The sequence below is a fragment of the Flavobacterium saccharophilum genome (genome assembly GCF_900142735.1).
GTDB classification, from domain to species: Bacteria; Bacteroidota; Bacteroidia; order Flavobacteriales; family Flavobacteriaceae; genus Flavobacterium; species Flavobacterium saccharophilum.
The window spans coordinates 15,948-32,559 of record NZ_FRBY01000002.1 but is presented as its reverse complement, the minus strand read 5'-3'; the positions used below and the strand labels follow the sequence as shown (position 1 = coordinate 32,559).

Sequence of the window (16,612 nt, the reverse complement as noted above, 5' to 3'; positions counted from 1 at the left end):
TCTTTGAAAAAAACAAAACCTACTATGTTTAAAATTTTAGCGAAAATAAATAAAATCCTTTTGCCAAGTTTTACCAAACAAGGATTAGATATTTCTAAAGCAAAAAAATGGCAGATGGCTATTATTGGTTATCGTGCCTATGTAACGAAACGTGCTTTAGAATAAAATACATCTTACTTTTTAGTTGCTTCTTTGTAACACATTTTTCCTATTTGAACTAGATTGAAATGTATCCTTCGAAACTTATTTCGTAGTTTTGCAGTCCATTTTAATTTCGCATGAAAAATAAAGAATTCAACCTTCCTCCTGTCCCTGCAGTATTATTATCAATCATAAGTGTACAATGTGGTGCCGCTATTGCAAAAACACTTTTTCCCGCAATTGGTGCAGCAGGAACAGCTTCTATACGAATTGGAATTTCGGCTATAATTTTACTTTTAGCCTACCGACCAAATTTAAAACAGATCACAACTAGTCAATGGAAAATCGTTGTTCCGTATGGTTTAGCTTTGGGTGCGATGAATTTAATTTTTTATTTGGCTATCGAAAGGATCCCAATTGGACTGGCTGTAACTTTAGAATTTATTGGTCCTTTATTAGTTGCTATAATCGGATCTAAAAGACTGATTGATTACTGTTGGGTTTTACTGGCCGCAATGGGTATTATTCTAATAGCTCCATGGTCCAATGACAGAATCGATTTGCTTGGCGTTATTTTTGCTCTTTTAGCAGGCGCACTTTGGGCAGCCTATATTGTTTTGGGTGGAAAAATTTCGAAAATTATGAATGGCGGTCAGGCCGTCTCTACCGGAATGCTATTTGCCGCTATTTTAATTCTACCGTTTGGACTTCTAGAAAACGGACTGGCTAATCTTACTCCCAAGTTTTTAGGTATGGGAGTCGCACTTGCCCTATTGTCTAGTGCAATTCCGTTTACTTTAGAGATGAAAGCTTTAGGTCAGCTTCCTCCACGTACTTTTAGCATTTTAATGAGCTTAGAACCTGCAGCTGCAGCAATTTGCGCTTTTATATTCTTGCAGGAAAGTTTAAGTTTCTATGAAATTTTAGCCGTAGTCTGTGTAGTTATTGCCTCTGCCGGATCGACTCTAACAGCTAAAAGATAAAGCTATAAAATCTCAAAATTAAAAATTCCAAATTCCACTTTTAAAGTTTGGGATTTGGAATTTTTAAATATTGGAATTTGAATAAATATTACATTTTTGGTAATAACACAGTATCAACCACGTGAATTACACCATTTGACTGATTCACATCTGCAATGGTAACTTTAGATTTATTACCGCTTTCGTCGCTAATATAAAGGTCTTTTCCATCCATCCAGGCAGTTAAAGTTCCACCGCTAACAGTTTTAAGAGTTGCTTTTCCTTTACCCAATTTAATTGCTTTAGCAATGTCCGAAGAATTCATTTTTCCAGCAACAACATGATAGGTTAAGATCGTTTGTAACGTTTTAATGTTCTCTGGTTTTAATAATGTTTCGACAGTTCCAGCAGGTAATTTATCGAATGCAGCATTTGTTGGGGCAAAAACGGTGAATGGTCCTTTACTTTGCAATGTTTCAACTAAACCTGCAGCTTTTACAGCAGCGACCAATGTAGTGTGATCTTTCGAGTTTACAGCATTTTCAACAATATTTTTGTTAGGATACATTGCAGCTCCACCAACCATTACTGTTTTTTGTGCGAAAGATGTAAATGCAAATCCAAGTGTTAAGATTGCTACGGCTAAAAATTTTCTAGTTTTCATAATGAATGTTTTAAGTTATAAGCTCATTTACGGGATAGTTTTAATTTTGGTTTTATGAAAAAAGCAAAAGAGAATTAAAACAACTAACAAAACTTGAAAACCTCCTGTAAAACAACATATTAATTCGTGAATTTATTTTTAAATGTTTTTTAAATCCATAATCTTATTGTATTACTTTTATTGTTAACTTTAGTAACCAAATTGATTCGCTATGGAAAATCTACCTAAAAAAGTTAGAAGTAAAAAGTTAAGCACAAGAGTTGATTTAACTGCAATGGTCAGTGTTTCTTTTTTGCTGATTATCTTTTTTATGGTTACAATTGAATTAGCAAAACCAAAAGTTATGAATTTAAGTTTGCCTGATAATGGTAAAGGAACTACCTCTTGCCCTGAAGGTGAAGGAGAAAATAGGTCGATAACTATAATGTTGGGTGAAAACGATAAATTAATATTTTACAAGGGACTTTTAAGTTCTCCCATAATTCCTCCAAAGAATCTTCAATATGGAGAAAATGGAATCCGAAGAGAATTGCAAAAAATAAATAAAAAGATGCTTGAAGTTTCGGCAAAAATTGGAAGACGCGAAAGTATAATTGTAATTATAAAACCAAGCAAAAAATCAAATTATAAAAATTTGGTCAATATTTTAGATGAAATGGCAATTGCAAATATTGGTACTTATGCAATAGTGCCTGAATTTACTCCAGAAGAATCAAAATTATTAGCTTCTAAATAAAACATTTCAAACCATGGGAAACCTTCCTAAAAAAGTAAGAAGTAAAAAATTAAGCACAAGAGTCGATTTAACTGCAATGGTCAGCGTTTCTTTTTTGTTGATTATATTTTTTATGGTAACAATTGAGTTGGCAAAGCCGAAAATGATGGAATATGAATATGGATACCGTGGAAGTTGTGGTCCTGAACGTGGATGTAACAAACCAGATGAAAATCGCATTCTAACTGTCTTACTGGATGATAATAATAAAATGATTACATATATGGGATTATTATATGCTCCAATCCAAGAACCTAAGCAGGTACAATATGGTAAAAACGGAATCCGAAAAGAATTATTATTCATTGATAAAAAAGTTCATGAATATTCAGCAAGCTTTGGAAGACCACAAATTGGAGTTACAGTTATTATTAAACCAAGTAAAAATTCAAGTTATGGTAATTTGGTAGACATTGTTGATGAAATGAAAATAACAGGAATAAACTCCTACGCGATTGTTGACTATTACACTTCCGAAGAATCTAAATTATTAGCTGCAAATTAACCAAAAAAAAATCTTTTGAAAACAGACAAACCTGAAACTTGAAACTTTAAACCTGAAACAAAATAACATAAAAAAAAGTCCCACATTACTGTGGGACTTTCTATTTAGAGGAAACTAAGAATTATTTTTTCTCAGTTTTTTCCATTTTAGCTTTTAATGCAGCTAATACATCATTGTTATCTCCTAAAGTTGCAGCTGGTGCATTTGTGTTAGAAGAGTTAGATGAAGTATTTTCAGTTGCAGCTTTCACATTTTTCTCTTCTTCTTCACGGAAGATAGCAGTATGAGAAGCAACTACTCTTTTGAATTCTTTGTTGAATTCGATTACTTTGAAATCAGCAGTATCACCTTTTTTCAATTTCTTTCCGTCTTCTTTTTCAAGGTGACGAGTAGGAATGAAAGCAACGATATCATCTCCGAATTCTACAGTAGCTCCTTTGTCAACGATTTCAGAAATTTCACCATTGTGGATAGTTCCTACAGCGAAAGAATCTTCGTATTGATCCCAAGGATTAGCAGTAGTTTGTTTGTGACCTAAAGATAATTTACGTCCTTCAACATCTAATTCTAATACAACTACATCAAGTTTCTCACCAACATTTACAAATTCAGATGGGTGTTTGATTTTCTTAGTCCAAGATAAGTCAGAGATGTAAATTAATCCATCAATTCCTTCTTCTAATTCTACGAAAATACCAAAGTTTGTAAAGTTTCTAACGATACCTGTATGTTTAGAACCTACTGGGTATTTAGAAGTAATGTCAGTCCATGGATCTTGAGTCAATTGTTTGATACCTAATGACATTTTACGGTCATCTCTATCTAAAGTTAAGATAACAGCTTCAACAACATCTCCAACTTTTACGAAATCCTGAGCAGAACGTAAATGAGTTGACCATGACATTTCAGAAACGTGGATTAAACCTTCAACACCTTCAGCAACTTCAATAAATGCACCGTAATCAGCGATTACAACTACTTTACCTTTTACTTTATCACCAATAGTTAAATTAGCATCTAAAGCATCCCATGGGTGAGCGTTTAATTGTTTCAATCCTAATTGAATTCTTGTTTTCTCATCATCGAAATCAAGGATTACAACGTTTAATTTTTGGTCTAATTCAAGAACTTCACTTGGGTGGTTGATTCTACTCCAAGAAAGGTCAGTAATGTGAATTAATCCGTCAACACCACCTAAGTCAATGAACACACCATAAGAAGTAATGTTTTTAACAACACCTTCTAATACTTGTCCTTTTTGTAATTGACCGATGATTTCTTTTTTCTGTACTTCGATATCAGCTTCGATAAGCGCTTTATGAGATACAACAACGTTTTTGAATTCGTGGTTAATTTTTACCACTTTGAATTCCATCATTTTGTTTACATATACATCGTAGTCTCTAATTGGCTTAACGTCAATTTGAGAACCAGGTAAGAAAGCTTCAATTCCGAAAACGTCAACGATCATACCACCTTTAGTTCTGCATTTTACAAAACCATTAACGATTTCTCCTGTTTCATTTGCAGAAATAACTCTATCCCATGATTTAATAGTACGTGCTTTTCTGTGAGATAATACTAATTGACCTGTTTTGTCCTCACGGATGTCGATTAATACTTCTACTTTGTCACCTACTTTTAAAGCTGGATTGTAACGGAATTCGTTTAAAGAAATAACACCTTCCGATTTTGCGTTGATATCAACGATAACGTCTCTATCTGTAATTCTAACAACTACACCTTCAACTACTTCTTCTTGATCTGTAGCGATGAAAGTTTTTGAAACTAGTTCTTCGAATTCTTGTAAGTTTTTCTCATCTACTGCATCAATTCCTTCTTGGAAGTTATGCCAGTTAAAATTTGCTAAAAACTCTTCTTGTGATTTTAATTGTTCAGACATGCTCTGATAAAAATTTGTATTCTGTTTTCCTCGAGTTTCATAAAGCAGTAGAAAAAACAGAAGTTGTTTTACATAAATAGTTGATACCTAAAGGAAACTCTTCTTTGCCAAAAGGTTTGCAAAATTAATACAAATATTTGTAATAGCAAAACAATTCTAAATGATTATCAGCCAATTGTTCAGGAGCAGAAGATTTTAGGTTTTTTAAGACGTTCAGTCCCGCTATCCGTTCCAATCTTTTATGTCCGCCGCGGCGGACATAAAAGGATTTCCACTTCTATCGGGGCTAGACAAGAACGATTAGTAGTTTTAAGACCTTTTGCTTTCGATTAAAAACAAACCCGACAGATTTTAAAAACCTGTCGGGTTTACTATGCGCAACTATCTTTGTCAAACTTTTAAACTTTGACAAAGATTTAAGAAACCTGTAAATTCTGATTTTCAATTTTCACATTAAAACTAATTTCAGCTTTTAAGGCTTTAAAAACTTTAATAATTGTATCTATTGTGGCACTATTTGTACTGCTTTCCAATTTAGATATTTGAGCTTTTTTAACTCCTATTAATTCCCCTAATTGTTCCTGAGTAAGATTTCTTTCTTTTCTGGCAGTTTTAATCATTCTTCCTAAAATATCCATACTAAGCTCATATTCATATTGATCTCTTTCTGATGTACCAATTTCACCAATATATCGATCTTTCATTTCAGAAAGAGAGTACGACGTAATTACTTCCTTTTTTTTCATAATCTTACATTTATTTATTTTCAAAATAATCAATTCTTATTTTCTTTGCTCTTTCAATCTCATCAAAAGGAACTTTATCTACCTTCTTAAAAAAACCGTGAGTTGCAAAAACGAAAGTTTGCTTATTATCAGTTTTATCCCAAAATGCAAGCAATCTAATTTGAACGCCACCAAATCTCAGTCTAAACTCCCAAATATCATCTTTAAGTTTTTTAAACAATCTAGGATCGTGACTCTTTTCTGCTAAATCAATATTATACAATAGTTTTGCGATAGCTTTCTTGTCAAGCCTTGACACAAATTCATCCGCTTCTTTTAAAAATCTTGTTTCAAAATATTTCATTCAAATTAGATATAACAAAAATACCACAAAAGTTTCTAAATTTAGAAACTTTTGTGGTATTTTTTATATTAGTTAAAAATTCTTTATTCTACTTTTTCAAAACTAAAGGTCTTGAAAAACTCTTCTAGTGACTCAAATTCTCCAATTCCTTTGGATCATGTTTATGTTTAAATAAAATAGCAAAAGCAATTGCAATAACCAAAGCATAAGCCGCAAATGACAACCAGATCGTATGCCAGTCTTTCATTAAAATTGGATTGCTAAAAATTCCTTCCGGAGAAACTGAATTTTCCTGACTTTTTACAAATTCTAACATTTTAGGATTTGTAGTTTCGGTTTGCAAAAATCCAGACAACTCAATTGTATTACTAAAAGATTTTGTGAAAAATCTATCAATTGCCCAGCCTGAAGTCAAACTTCCTAAAACTGCTCCTACTCCATTCGTCATCATCATAAACAATCCTTGTGCTGATGAACGTATTTTAGAATCAGTATTGCTTTCTACGAACAATGAACCTGAAATATTAAAGAAATCAAATGCCATTCCGTAAACAATGCAAGACAAAATAATCATCCATAAACCACCTACTGGATCTCCAAAAGCAAACAATCCGAAACGCAATACCCAAGCCAGCATAGAAATCAGCATTACTTGTTTGATTCCGAAACGTCTTAAGAAAAACGGAATTGCCAAAATAAACAAAGTTTCAGAAACCTGAGAGATCGACATAATGATTGTCGAATATTTGATTACGAAAGAATCAGCGTATTTTGGAAAATGCTTGAATTCATCTAAGAACACATCTCCATAAGCATTTGTCAATTGTAAAGCGCCTCCTAAAAACATAGAGAATACAAAAAACAAAGCCATTTTATAGTTTCCAAATAATTTAAAAGCTTCTAAACCCAAAGTTTCTGTTAACGAAGCATCTTCTTTAGTTAAACGCTGTGGTTCACATTTTGGTAATGTAAAAGCATAAACACCAAGAATCAAAGCGCCTACTCCAGCAATATAAAACTGATATTCGGTCGCTTTACTTCCACTTAAATTTGTAATCCACATCGCAACAATAAAACCTATTGTTCCCCAAACACGAATTGGAGGAAAGTCTTTTACAATATTTTTATCATTTAACTTTAGTGAAGTATAAGAAATGGAGTTACTTAACGCAATTGTTGGCATATAACAACACATGGCAATAAGCATTATGGCAATAAAAGTATCTGGTGTTGTAACCTGTGCAATTCCAAACAAAACTACCGCATAAGCAATATGTAAAAACCCATATAATTTTTCAGCATTTACCCAACGGTCTGCAATAATTCCTGTTAAGGTAGGCATGAACAAAGAAGCAATTCCCATGGTTCCAAAAACAAGACCAAACTGGGTTCCTTCCCAATTTTTAGTTCCAAACCAATAATTTCCAATAGTAATAAGCCACGCTCCCCAAACAAAAAACTGAAGAAAACTCATTACGATCAATCTGTTTTTAATTCCCATATGATGAAATTGTCTTTTAAATAAAATGAAGCGGTAAAACTACCATTAAAAATGATATCTGCAAAAAATTAAGCCGTTTTAACAACGTCATTTATCAATTCTAAAACAACTGTAAATTGTTCTTCTCTGGTTAAGTAAGAATTATCTATTTCAATAGCATCATCGGCAATGATTAAAGGAGAATCTTCGCGGTGAGTATCTATATAGTCTCTTTCTACGACATTCTTTAAAACATCTTCATAAGACACATTATCACCTTTTTGTTGTAGTTCGTCAAAACGTCTTTGGGCACGGGTTTCGGCACTGGCGGTCATGAAAATTTTCAATTCTGCATCCGGAAAAACGACAGTTCCTATATCTCTTCCATCCATTACAATCGCTTTGTTTTCACCCATTTCCTGTTGCTGTTCTACTAATTTAGAACGTACTTCAGATACTTCGGCAACTTTGCTCACATAATTTGAAACTTCAATAGTTCTGATTTGTTTCTCTACGTTTTCACCATTTAGATACATTTCGGCAAAACCTAAATCAGCGTTAAATTTAAATTCTAATTGAATTTTTGGCAATGCTTCGATAAGTGCGTTTTTATCAAAAGAATCAGACCCAATAAAATTATTCTGTATTGCAAACAAAGCTACCGCACGATACATTGCTCCGGTATCTACATAAACATATTCCAACTCTTTTGCTAACTGTTTTGCTAAAGTGCTTTTTCCTGTTGACGAGAAACCGTCGATTGCAATCGTTATTTTTTTCAATTTTTTATTATTTTAAATTTAATTTTAAATATTTCAGTTCTTCCACTAGTAATAAATACTCATGACTATTTTCGATTCAGAACCATCAATTATTTTGGCAGTTCTTTCAAAATATTTTTTATTGACCATGGGGCAACCAAAGCTGTTGCAAATATATCCTTTTTGCTCTTGATATGGAACATTAAAATAGTAATGAAAAACAATATCGCGATAAAAAGCATTGCTATTGGTTTTATCTAATCCGTATAATTTATAGGCTTTCCCAAACTTTCCGTAATAAGACTTTCCAATATAATATTTACCCAATGAAGTAGTCAGCGAATTTGGAACGTTACTAAATTTCAATTTCCCTCTGATGTTGGTTTCGGAGCCGGAACCATGGGCAACCAGACCTTTATCGATAATTTTATTCTTTTTCAGATCATATACGAAGAACCGATTCTTGCCTGACGGTATTTTCATATCGATAAAAAATGCAATTCTATTATTGTACTTTTTATTACCTTCTACTAAACGTTTGACCTCATTTATATACGTAAGCTCAATAGTTGGTGTAGCGCATGAAGAAAGTTTACTTTCCTTAAAAAAGATCTTATAACCTATAAAAACAAAAAGTATCATAAGAAAAACGATTAAGATCTTCTTCATATGATACTTGTTATTAAATTATAAATATTAAAACTAAATGGAAGTGTCTGTTTAATAATAGATATCCAGAATAATTTTCGATTTAGAATTATCAACTATTTTTTCAATTCTTTTAAAGAATTCTTCATTAACCATCGGGCAACCATGGCTGTTCGAAATATAGTAATCTTGCTCATCAAGTGGTACCGCAGAATAATGATGTAGTACTATAGCTCTTTTCAAAGCATTATTATTTGTTTGATCTAATCCGTTTAGGCGGTAGGCTTTTCCGAATATTCCTTTGTAACATTTTTCGATTGAATATCTGCCTAATGATGTGCAATTAGAATTTGGGGTATTACTGAATTTAAGTTCTCCTCTAATTCCGGTTTCAGAGCCTGAGCCATGGGCTACAAGTCCCTGATCTAAAATTTTGTTATTTACCAAATCATAAACAAAGAATCTGTTTTTTCCGGATTTGATTCTCATATCTACTAAAAAAGCAATTTTAGTATTGTACTGAGGACCGGCATAAACCATTTCTCTTACTGTATTTACGTGATAGTTGATTCTTTCGATTTCAACTTCGCTAAGGGATTCATCTTTAAAATTAAGATTTGAGGTATTAAAAAGACCTGCTGTAAAAAATAGAATTAGATAAAATAGCTTCATAAAATTACCTATTGAAAATTTAAAATTAACCCAAAAAGACTCGTGTTTGCCGCCAATGTGTATCGTGAATATGAATAATTAAATTTTAAACGATTCATTTTCAAACCGAAACCTAAAGAAATCCCTGAGAAATTGCGTTGTTCATCTATTCTCAATTCTTCTGCCCTTCTAAAATTGTAACCTAATCGCAAATTGACTGCTCGTCCTGGGAAAAGCTCAACACCAAACACAGCATGTCGCAAAGCATTATTTACAAAGGAAACTTTTTCCTCACTTGTTGTACCATCAATATTGGTTTCTCCCCTAACAGGATTCGAAAAAGAGATATTCCATTGTTGCAAATTTTCTAAGGAAAAATGCCAACGAAGCGGAACATGTTCTAATTCTTGCGATACTCCGGCAATAATTTCAAATGGTAAATTCTCCTGTATTCCTGAATAAGTAGTAAACTGTGTACCTATATTTCGAAATACTAAGGCCAAATTTACATTATTTTTTTGAATTTGATACATAATTCCCACATCAATTGCTCCACCAACAGAATTATAACTTTCTAAAGTAGAAGTTATTAACTTTGCATTGGCTCCAATATGAACATCTGTAAAGGGAATATTATAGGCGTAACCCAGAGAAAGTGCACCTTCGCTTCCTGAGAAATCTGATGTAGACTGGCCATTTTCGTCATAACCTTCAAACGTTCCGTAATTAACATAACTTACACCTGCATAAAAAGTTTGAACGTGTCGATCATAGGTATAAGCATATGATGCAGTTCCATAAGAAGCTTCTCCATAATAACTACCATAATTCATTGCTAAATGATTGTCCATATCTCCATTTAAAGCTGCAGGGTTTGCCATCGCCTGATTAACGTCTTCATCATAAATTGTTATGTTCTCACCTCCTAACGCTGCCTGCCTTGGTGACGAGGTTAGATTAAGAAACTGATAAGTGTACCGCCCTCCAATTTGCCCGTAGGAAACCGAACAAATCAAGATAAAAAAAAGTAAAACAAATCGTTTTAACATGCTTTTGGGGCGATTCCTATATGGGAATAACGCAAATACAAATATAAAATTATATAACAGCAAAAATAAAATTAAACCTTAAATAAATTTCAAATTTCAATTTAGTTAAAATCATAAAAAAAAATCCCAAATTCGAATTGAAAAGAAATCCCAAAAGTCAAATTCCAAATTCCAATTGAATTAAAAATAAAAAAAAACCAAATCCCAATCTTTAATAAAGTTTGGAATTTGGAATTTAAAATATTGGAATTTTGCTTTAAAATTTATCTTAAAGTTTTTGCATTTTTCACATTTTGATCTGTCAATGCTAAAGCTAGAACTTCGCTCATTTCTTTCACATAATGAAAAGTTAGGCCTTCTAAATATTCAGCTTTGATTTCATCAATATCACTTTTGTTTTCGTGACATAAAATAATCTCTTTAATACCAGCTCTTTTGGCTGCAAGGATTTTCTCTTTAATTCCGCCAACAGGTAAAACTTTTCCACGAAGTGTTATTTCACCAGTCATTGCCAGGTTTTTCTTTACTTTTTTCTGAGTCAATAAAGAAACTAAAGAAGTCAGCATCGCAATACCGGCACTTGGTCCGTCTTTTGGTGTTGCTCCTTCAGGAACGTGTAAGTGAATATTGTATTTTTGGAACAACTCTGTATTTAAACCTAACTTTTTGGCATTGGCTTTAATATATTCCAATGCAATAGTAGCAGATTCTTTCATTACAGTTCCTAAATTCCCTGTAATACTCAACGACCCTTTTCCTTCAGAAATTAATGATTCAATAAATAAAATATCACCACCCACACTTGTCCAGGCTAAACCTGTAACAACTCCGGCAACATCATTATTCTCATATTTATCGCGCTCTAATCTTGGCACACCCAAAACAGTTACAACATCTTCATCTGTAACTTTTTTATTGTACTCCTCTTCCATCGCAACTGCCTTTGCTGCATTACGAATTACCTGAGCAATTTTAGTTTCCAAATTACGAACACCAGATTCACGTGTATAACCTTCAACGATTTTCTCTAATTGTTTTTTACCAATAGTTAAATCTTTAGATGTTAATCCGTGTGCTTCTAATTGTTTTGGAAAAAGGTGTCTTTTTGCAATCTCTACTTTTTCTTCAATTGTATAACCTGACATTTTAATCACTTCCATTCTGTCACGCAATGCTGGCTGAATGGCTGACATATTGTTTGAGGTAGCAATAAACATTACTTTAGATAAGTCGTATCCCATTTCAAGGAAGTTATCATAAAAAGCATTGTTTTGTTCCGGATCTAAAACTTCTAATAAAGCTGAAGATGGATCACCACTGTTTCCGCTTGACAACTTATCAATTTCATCCAAAATAAAAACAGGATTTGAAGTTCCGGCTTTCTTTAAACTTTGAATAATTCGCCCTGGCATTGCACCAATATAGGTTTTTCTGTGTCCACGAATTTCGGCTTCGTCACGTAATCCTCCTAAAGAAATACGTACATATTCACGACCAAGGGCTTCAGCTACCGAACGACCAATAGATGTTTTACCAACTCCCGGAGGTCCTGTCAAACAAATAATTGGCGATTTCATATCGTTACGAAGTTTTAATACCGCTAAGTGCTCAATCATTCTTTTCTTAACTTCTTCAAGTCCAAAATGATCTTTATCTAAAACTTTTTGAGCAAATTTCAAATCGAATTTATCTTTAGAATATTCGCCCCAAGGTAATTCTAAAAACAACTCTAAATAGTTACGCTGAATTCCAAAATCTGGTGATTGTGGATTCATTCTGCGCATTTTAGATAATTCTTTTTCGAAATGTTTCTGCGTTTTTTCGTCCCATTTTTTGGTTTTCGCCTTTTGCCCCATTTCGTCCATTTCTTCTTCCTGCGAAACACCTCCCAATTCTTCCTGAATGGTTTTCATTTGCTGGTGCAAGAAATATTCACGTTGCTGCTGATCTAAGTCAAAACGAACTTTTGACTGAATGTCATTCTTCAATTCTAATTTTTGAAGTTCAACATTCATATAACGCAAAGTCTCCAAAGCGCGTTCTTTTAATCCATTTATTGATAATAAGCCTTGTTTCTCTTTTACCGATAAATTCATGTTAGAAGAAACAAAATTGATTAAAAACGATTGACTTTCAATGTTTTTAATCGCAAAAGTAGCTTCAGAAGGAATATTGGGACTTTCCTTTATAATTTGAATGGCCAATTCTTTTACAGAATCCAGAATAGCACTAAATTCAGTATCATTTTCATCAGGGCGTTCTTCTGAAACTTCTTTAATAGTTGCCGTAATATAAGGCTCTTCTGAAACTACTTCATCAATTTCAAAACGTTTTTTTCCTTGTAAAATAACCGTCACATTTCCATCAGGCATTTTTAAAACACGCAGAATTCTGGCTACAGTTCCAATTTTATGAATATCATCTTTAGACGGATCTTCGTCTTCTTCATTAATCTGAGAAACTACACCAATAATCTTTCCACCTGCATTGGCATCATTTATCAGTTTAATAGATTTATCTCGTCCGGCAGAAATTGGAATAACAACTCCCGGAAATAAAACAGTGTTACGTAAAGGCAAAATAGGTAACGAGAGCGGAAGCTCTTCGTTATTCATTTCCTCTTCGTCTTCTGGAGTTAATAATGGAATTAATTCTGCTTCTGAATCGAATTCTTGAAGTGACAGATTGTCAATAGTAAGTATTTTATGATTTGACATAATAGTATATAAGTCGTTTTGTCATTAAAAGTTGCATCCAGGTTGTAAATTTAGTCTCAAATACTCTCGTTTTTAATAAAACTATAATAAGTGTTTCATTTACAACATAGGCGGTAAAAATAGACAATCATTATGCCAAATGCAAAAGAGTCAGTTTTGAAATTCAATTTTAAATGGCAAATCTAATTATTTCAAAAAAAATAAAATTAATTTTATGAAAAGTGTAACATATCAAAAAAACTAAAGTCCTTATAAAAAACTAGCAACCATTACTTGAGTATAACCAATCAAAATATCGAAGAATTAATCGCGCTTTGTAAAAACAATAATCAGAAGGCACAATTCGAAATTTACAATCGTTACAGTAAAGCTATGTACAACGTAGCTTACAGGATTGTAAAAGACGAACATTTTGCACAAGACGTCATGCAGGAAGGTTTCTTGAAAGCTTTTACAAAAATAAACGATTACAAGCAGGAAGTCGCTTTTGGCGCCTGGCTAAAAAAGATTATTGTTAATTATAGTATTGATTTTTACAAAAAGAATAATGCTTTCCAGGTCGAAGATCTAAGCAAAACACTTTATAAGATCGAAGAAAATGACAGTTTCTTTTCTGAGAATATTGATTTGAATTCACTTAAAGTAAAACAGGTTTTAGATACCATTTCAGGCCTAAAAGATAATTATCGAATGGTATTGACACTCTTTTATATTGAAGGTTACGATCAGGAAGAGATTTGCGAAATTTTGAATATTAGTTATGCCAATTGCAGGACAACATTGAGCAGAGCAAAAGAAAGTTTACGAAAAAAATTAGAGGAATTATGAAATCGCCACTTAAAACAATTTTGTGGCTACAAAAACAAATAAAAAAAGCGATACCACATATCACCTCTAAAAAATAAAAATTTGGATATATGAAAAAGGAAAATGACAGTTTAGATCAATTATTTGAAAAATTCGAGAATCAATGGGATGTTCAGGAAATGAATTCTGATCATCAATTAGATTTCCTCAATAAATTAAATAATAAAAAACAGCCAAAAAGAAAAAATTACTGGTTCGTAACCGCTATTGCCGCATCGATCGTATTAATGTTGGGAGTGTCATTGTTTTACAAGAATGAAAAGCCGAAAGAATTCAAATTTGCCTCTAAGGAAACACAACGAACAGATTCCATTTTTAGCATTTTAATCGATAATGAACTTGTAAAACTAAAAGAAAAGAGTTCGCCGGAAAACGAACAAATTATAAATGACGCATTAAAACAGATGAAAGTTTTTGATGCCGATTATCAAAAAATCATTAATGAATTACAAAAGAATGGCGAAAACAAACAAATAATTTACGCCATGATTAGCAATCTGCAAACCAGAATATCATTTTTGCAGACTGTCTTAAAAAGAATTGAAGAAAACGAAAATCTAAAAAACACCACAGATGAAAAAACATTATAAGTTATTAATTCTATTCATTTTAATTCCTTTTATGGGATTCTCAAATGATGACACCTTTATTTCAAAACAAAAAAGCATCAAAAAAACCTATATCGTAAACCCGAACGCAGGAATTGATATTGATAATAAATACGGAAACATTTCAGTATCAACCTGGGATGAAGATAAAATTGATTTAGATATCACAATTAAAGTTACAGGGCCTAATGAAAACTGGGTAAATGAAAGACTAAACGGTATTGATGTAGATATTACTGCTTTGAAATCAATGGTTACCGCTATTACTAAACTGGGTAGTTCTTCCATAAAAAGCAAAGGGAGTAATAATAGTTTTGAAATTAATTATGTTATCAAAATTCCAAAAAACGGAACTGTAAAACTGATGAATAAATATGGGAACATTAACATTCTTACTTTAGAAGGTGCTTCAGATATTACATGTAAATATGGAAAAGTTACAGTTGGAAAATTAAACAACACAAATAATAGGTTTCAGATCGAATATTGTCAAAACTCTACAATTGATTATATTAAAAACGGAACAATTGAAGCCCGTTATTCAGGTTTAAAAATCAATGATTCTGGTAATTTAAATCTGGATACTAATTATACTGACTTGATTGTTTCTGATGGACAAAATATCAAATATGACTGTAATTACGGAACCTTAAAATTTCAGAAATTAAATTCTTTTTCAGGATCTGGAAACTACCTTACTATTTCTATTGCTGAAATCTCAAACAGTATAAATGTTGATGCTAATTACAGTAAAATAAATGTTTCAACTATAACAAGTAAAGCAAATAATGTAAATATCAATTCTGGTTATACTGATGTTTATTTGGGGTACGACACAAATTATGCTTTTGATTTTGATATTAATACTAAATACGGGAATATAAAGAATGACAACTCTTTAGATATTTCGGTAACTGAGAGCAAAAATACTTCCAAAAGAATCAGTGGTTTCAATAAGAAAAAAGGTCAAAATAAAATATTAATAAATTCTAATTACGGAAACGTAACACTAATCAAGAAACAATAATCTTAAAATTTAAAACAATGAAAAAATTAATACAATTAGTAGTTTGTGGTGCATTTTTAGTATGTTTTGTTGCAAATGCACAATCTTCAAGTAACAAAGTTGATGGAAATGGGAAAGTAGTAACCCAAACAAGAAATACAGCTGATTATGATGCTATAAAAGTTTCCGGATCTTTTGATGTTGATTTAGTTGCCGGGAAAGAAGGTAAAATCACAATTAAAGGTGAAGAAAACATTTTGAATGTTATCGTTGTTGAAGTAGAAGAAAACACACTTAAAATTCAGGTTAAGAAAAACACTAATATCCGTTCCAGTATGGGTAAAAAGGTTCAGGTAACAGTACCGTTTGAGAAAATCTCTGAACTAAGTTTGTCTGGCTCTGGAGATATTCAATCAAAAGACGCGATCAAAAACGATAAATTCTTAGCAAGGCTTTCTGGTTCAGGAAACTTTAACCTGGCAATTGATTCTAATACTTTAGAACTTAATTTAAGTGGTTCTGGAAATGTACATTTGAAAGGTTCAGCAGATAGCTTTACAACAAAACTTTCTGGTTCTGGTGATATAGATGCTGCAGAACTAAAGTCAAAAAAGGTTGACGTTAATGTTTCCGGGTCTGGAGATAGTAAAGTGAACTGCAGTGAAAGTTTAACAGCGAGAGTTTCTGGATCAGGTGATATAAAATACACTGGAAATCCTGAAAAAAGAGATGTAAAAGTTTCTGGTTCCGGGAATATTTCAAAAGCATAAGTTTAAGTAGAAGCTC

18 protein-coding genes are annotated in these 16,612 nt (G+C 32.3%); 8 read left to right on the top strand and 10 right to left on the bottom strand.

The genetic code is table 11. From position 1 onward, the window contains the following. The first annotated feature begins 24 nt into the window (after positions 1 to 24). On the top strand, positions 25 to 165 hold the full coding sequence (locus BUA98_RS05535) for a hypothetical protein (RefSeq protein ID WP_056191105.1): 141 nt from the start codon (positions 25 to 27) through the stop codon (positions 163 to 165). A 113-nt stretch (positions 166 to 278) separates the two neighbouring features. Beyond that, on the top strand, positions 279 to 1,124 hold the full coding sequence (locus tag BUA98_RS05530) for an EamA family transporter (RefSeq protein WP_072970646.1): 846 nt from the start codon (positions 279 to 281) through the stop codon (positions 1,122 to 1,124). An 88-nt stretch (positions 1,125 to 1,212) separates the two neighbouring features. Here the strand turns inward: BUA98_RS05530 and BUA98_RS05525 are convergent, their stop codons facing one another. After that, positions 1,213 to 1,767 (bottom strand): fasciclin domain-containing protein, encoded by a 555-nt coding sequence (locus BUA98_RS05525; RefSeq protein ID WP_072970645.1) that lies wholly within the window; start codon positions 1,765 to 1,767, stop codon positions 1,213 to 1,215. A 211-nt stretch (positions 1,768 to 1,978) separates the two neighbouring features. Between BUA98_RS05525 and BUA98_RS05520 the strand changes: the two genes are divergently transcribed. Together BUA98_RS05520 and BUA98_RS05515 are read left to right on the top strand one after the other, a co-directional pair. Continuing rightward, positions 1,979 to 2,503, top strand: coding sequence for an ExbD/TolR family protein (locus BUA98_RS05520; RefSeq protein ID WP_072970644.1), 525 nt, complete (start codon positions 1,979 to 1,981; stop codon positions 2,501 to 2,503). A 13-nt stretch (positions 2,504 to 2,516) separates the two neighbouring features. Continuing rightward, a complete protein-coding gene (locus BUA98_RS05515) occupies positions 2,517 to 3,047 on the top strand; it encodes an ExbD/TolR family protein (protein ID WP_072970643.1) in 531 nt (176 codons plus the stop codon). Positions 3,048 to 3,168: 121 nt separating this feature from the next. On the opposite strand, the gene rpsA is transcribed toward BUA98_RS05515, so the two are convergent. From rpsA to lon, 9 genes are all read right to left on the bottom strand, one after another. Continuing rightward, entirely contained in the window at positions 3,169 to 4,950 is a 1,782-nt protein-coding gene (gene rpsA / locus BUA98_RS05510; RefSeq protein WP_072970642.1) for a 30S ribosomal protein S1, read from the bottom strand. Between the two features lie 416 nt (positions 4,951 to 5,366). After that, positions 5,367 to 5,696, bottom strand: a complete 330-nt coding sequence (locus BUA98_RS05505; protein ID WP_072970641.1) for a helix-turn-helix domain-containing protein — start codon at positions 5,694 to 5,696, stop codon at positions 5,367 to 5,369. A gap of 10 nt (positions 5,697 to 5,706) precedes the next feature. Beyond that, positions 5,707 to 6,039 carry a type II toxin-antitoxin system RelE/ParE family toxin gene (locus tag BUA98_RS05500; protein WP_072970640.1) on the bottom strand — a complete coding sequence of 111 codons (333 nt, stop codon included), beginning with the start codon at positions 6,037 to 6,039 and terminating at the stop codon, positions 5,707 to 5,709. A 124-nt stretch (positions 6,040 to 6,163) separates the two neighbouring features. Next, positions 6,164 to 7,540 carry a nucleoside permease gene (locus tag BUA98_RS05495; RefSeq protein ID WP_072970639.1) on the bottom strand — a complete coding sequence of 459 codons (1,377 nt, stop codon included), beginning with the start codon at positions 7,538 to 7,540 and terminating at the stop codon, positions 6,164 to 6,166. Positions 7,541 to 7,608: 68 nt separating this feature from the next. After that, a complete protein-coding gene (gene cmk, locus BUA98_RS05490) occupies positions 7,609 to 8,301 on the bottom strand; it encodes a (d)CMP kinase (RefSeq protein WP_072970638.1) in 693 nt (230 codons plus the stop codon). Positions 8,302 to 8,346: 45 nt separating this feature from the next. Beyond that, positions 8,347 to 8,949, bottom strand: coding sequence for a murein L,D-transpeptidase catalytic domain-containing protein (locus BUA98_RS05485; protein ID WP_072970637.1), 603 nt, complete (start codon positions 8,947 to 8,949; stop codon positions 8,347 to 8,349). Between the two features lie 51 nt (positions 8,950 to 9,000). Then, positions 9,001 to 9,600: a murein L,D-transpeptidase catalytic domain-containing protein gene (locus BUA98_RS05480; protein ID WP_072970636.1), complete on the bottom strand. Its 600-nt coding sequence runs from the start codon at positions 9,598 to 9,600 to the stop codon at positions 9,001 to 9,003. An 8-nt stretch (positions 9,601 to 9,608) separates the two neighbouring features. Then, a complete protein-coding gene (gene porQ / locus BUA98_RS05475; RefSeq protein WP_072970635.1) occupies positions 9,609 to 10,628 on the bottom strand; it encodes a type IX secretion system protein PorQ in 1,020 nt (339 codons plus the stop codon). A 263-nt stretch (positions 10,629 to 10,891) separates the two neighbouring features. Next, a complete protein-coding gene (gene lon / locus BUA98_RS05470) occupies positions 10,892 to 13,345 on the bottom strand; it encodes an endopeptidase La (protein ID WP_072970634.1) in 2,454 nt (817 codons plus the stop codon). 273 nt (positions 13,346 to 13,618) lie between these two features. Between lon and BUA98_RS05465 the strand changes: the two genes are divergently transcribed. From BUA98_RS05465 to BUA98_RS05450, 4 genes are all read left to right on the top strand, one after another. Next, entirely contained in the window at positions 13,619 to 14,173 is a 555-nt protein-coding gene (locus tag BUA98_RS05465; protein ID WP_072970633.1) for an RNA polymerase sigma factor, read from the top strand. Between the two features lie 89 nt (positions 14,174 to 14,262). Continuing rightward, a complete protein-coding gene (locus tag BUA98_RS05460; RefSeq protein WP_072970632.1) occupies positions 14,263 to 14,802 on the top strand; it encodes an anti-sigma factor in 540 nt (179 codons plus the stop codon). Then, positions 14,786 to 15,847, top strand: coding sequence for a DUF4097 family beta strand repeat-containing protein (locus tag BUA98_RS05455; RefSeq protein ID WP_072970631.1), 1,062 nt, complete (start codon positions 14,786 to 14,788; stop codon positions 15,845 to 15,847). The genes BUA98_RS05460 and BUA98_RS05455 overlap by 17 nt, the downstream gene beginning before the upstream one ends. Before the next feature lie 17 nt (positions 15,848 to 15,864). After that, the gene (locus BUA98_RS05450; protein ID WP_072970630.1) at positions 15,865 to 16,596 is read left to right on the top strand and encodes a head GIN domain-containing protein; all 732 of its coding nucleotides are present in this window, start codon (positions 15,865 to 15,867) and stop codon (positions 16,594 to 16,596) included. Positions 16,597 to 16,612 lie beyond the last annotated feature (16 nt).

Coding starts and splice junctions, on each gene's coding strand:
- BUA98_RS05520 (WP_072970644.1), top strand. CDS start 1,979: ATGGAAAATCTACCTAAAAAAGTTAGAAGTAAAAAGTTAAGCACAAGA.
- lon (WP_072970634.1), bottom strand. CDS start 13,345: ATGTCAAATCATAAAATACTTACTATTGACAATCTGTCACTTCAAGAA.
- rpsA (WP_072970642.1), bottom strand. CDS start 4,950: ATGTCTGAACAATTAAAATCACAAGAAGAGTTTTTAGCAAATTTTAAC.
- BUA98_RS05500 (WP_072970640.1), bottom strand. CDS start 6,039: ATGAAATATTTTGAAACAAGATTTTTAAAAGAAGCGGATGAATTTGTG.
- BUA98_RS05455 (WP_072970631.1), top strand. CDS start 14,786: ATGAAAAAACATTATAAGTTATTAATTCTATTCATTTTAATTCCTTTT.
- BUA98_RS05535 (WP_056191105.1), top strand. CDS start 25: ATGTTTAAAATTTTAGCGAAAATAAATAAAATCCTTTTGCCAAGTTTT.
- BUA98_RS05485 (WP_072970637.1), bottom strand. CDS start 8,949: ATGAAGAAGATCTTAATCGTTTTTCTTATGATACTTTTTGTTTTTATA.
- BUA98_RS05525 (WP_072970645.1), bottom strand. CDS start 1,767: ATGAAAACTAGAAAATTTTTAGCCGTAGCAATCTTAACACTTGGATTT.
- BUA98_RS05530 (WP_072970646.1), top strand. CDS start 279: ATGAAAAATAAAGAATTCAACCTTCCTCCTGTCCCTGCAGTATTATTA.
- BUA98_RS05480 (WP_072970636.1), bottom strand. CDS start 9,600: ATGAAGCTATTTTATCTAATTCTATTTTTTACAGCAGGTCTTTTTAAT.
- BUA98_RS05505 (WP_072970641.1), bottom strand. CDS start 5,696: ATGAAAAAAAAGGAAGTAATTACGTCGTACTCTCTTTCTGAAATGAAA.
- BUA98_RS05495 (WP_072970639.1), bottom strand. CDS start 7,540: ATGGGAATTAAAAACAGATTGATCGTAATGAGTTTTCTTCAGTTTTTT.
- porQ (WP_072970635.1), bottom strand. CDS start 10,628: ATGTTAAAACGATTTGTTTTACTTTTTTTTATCTTGATTTGTTCGGTT.
- BUA98_RS05515 (WP_072970643.1), top strand. CDS start 2,517: ATGGGAAACCTTCCTAAAAAAGTAAGAAGTAAAAAATTAAGCACAAGA.
- BUA98_RS05460 (WP_072970632.1), top strand. CDS start 14,263: ATGAAAAAGGAAAATGACAGTTTAGATCAATTATTTGAAAAATTCGAG.
- BUA98_RS05450 (WP_072970630.1), top strand. CDS start 15,865: ATGAAAAAATTAATACAATTAGTAGTTTGTGGTGCATTTTTAGTATGT.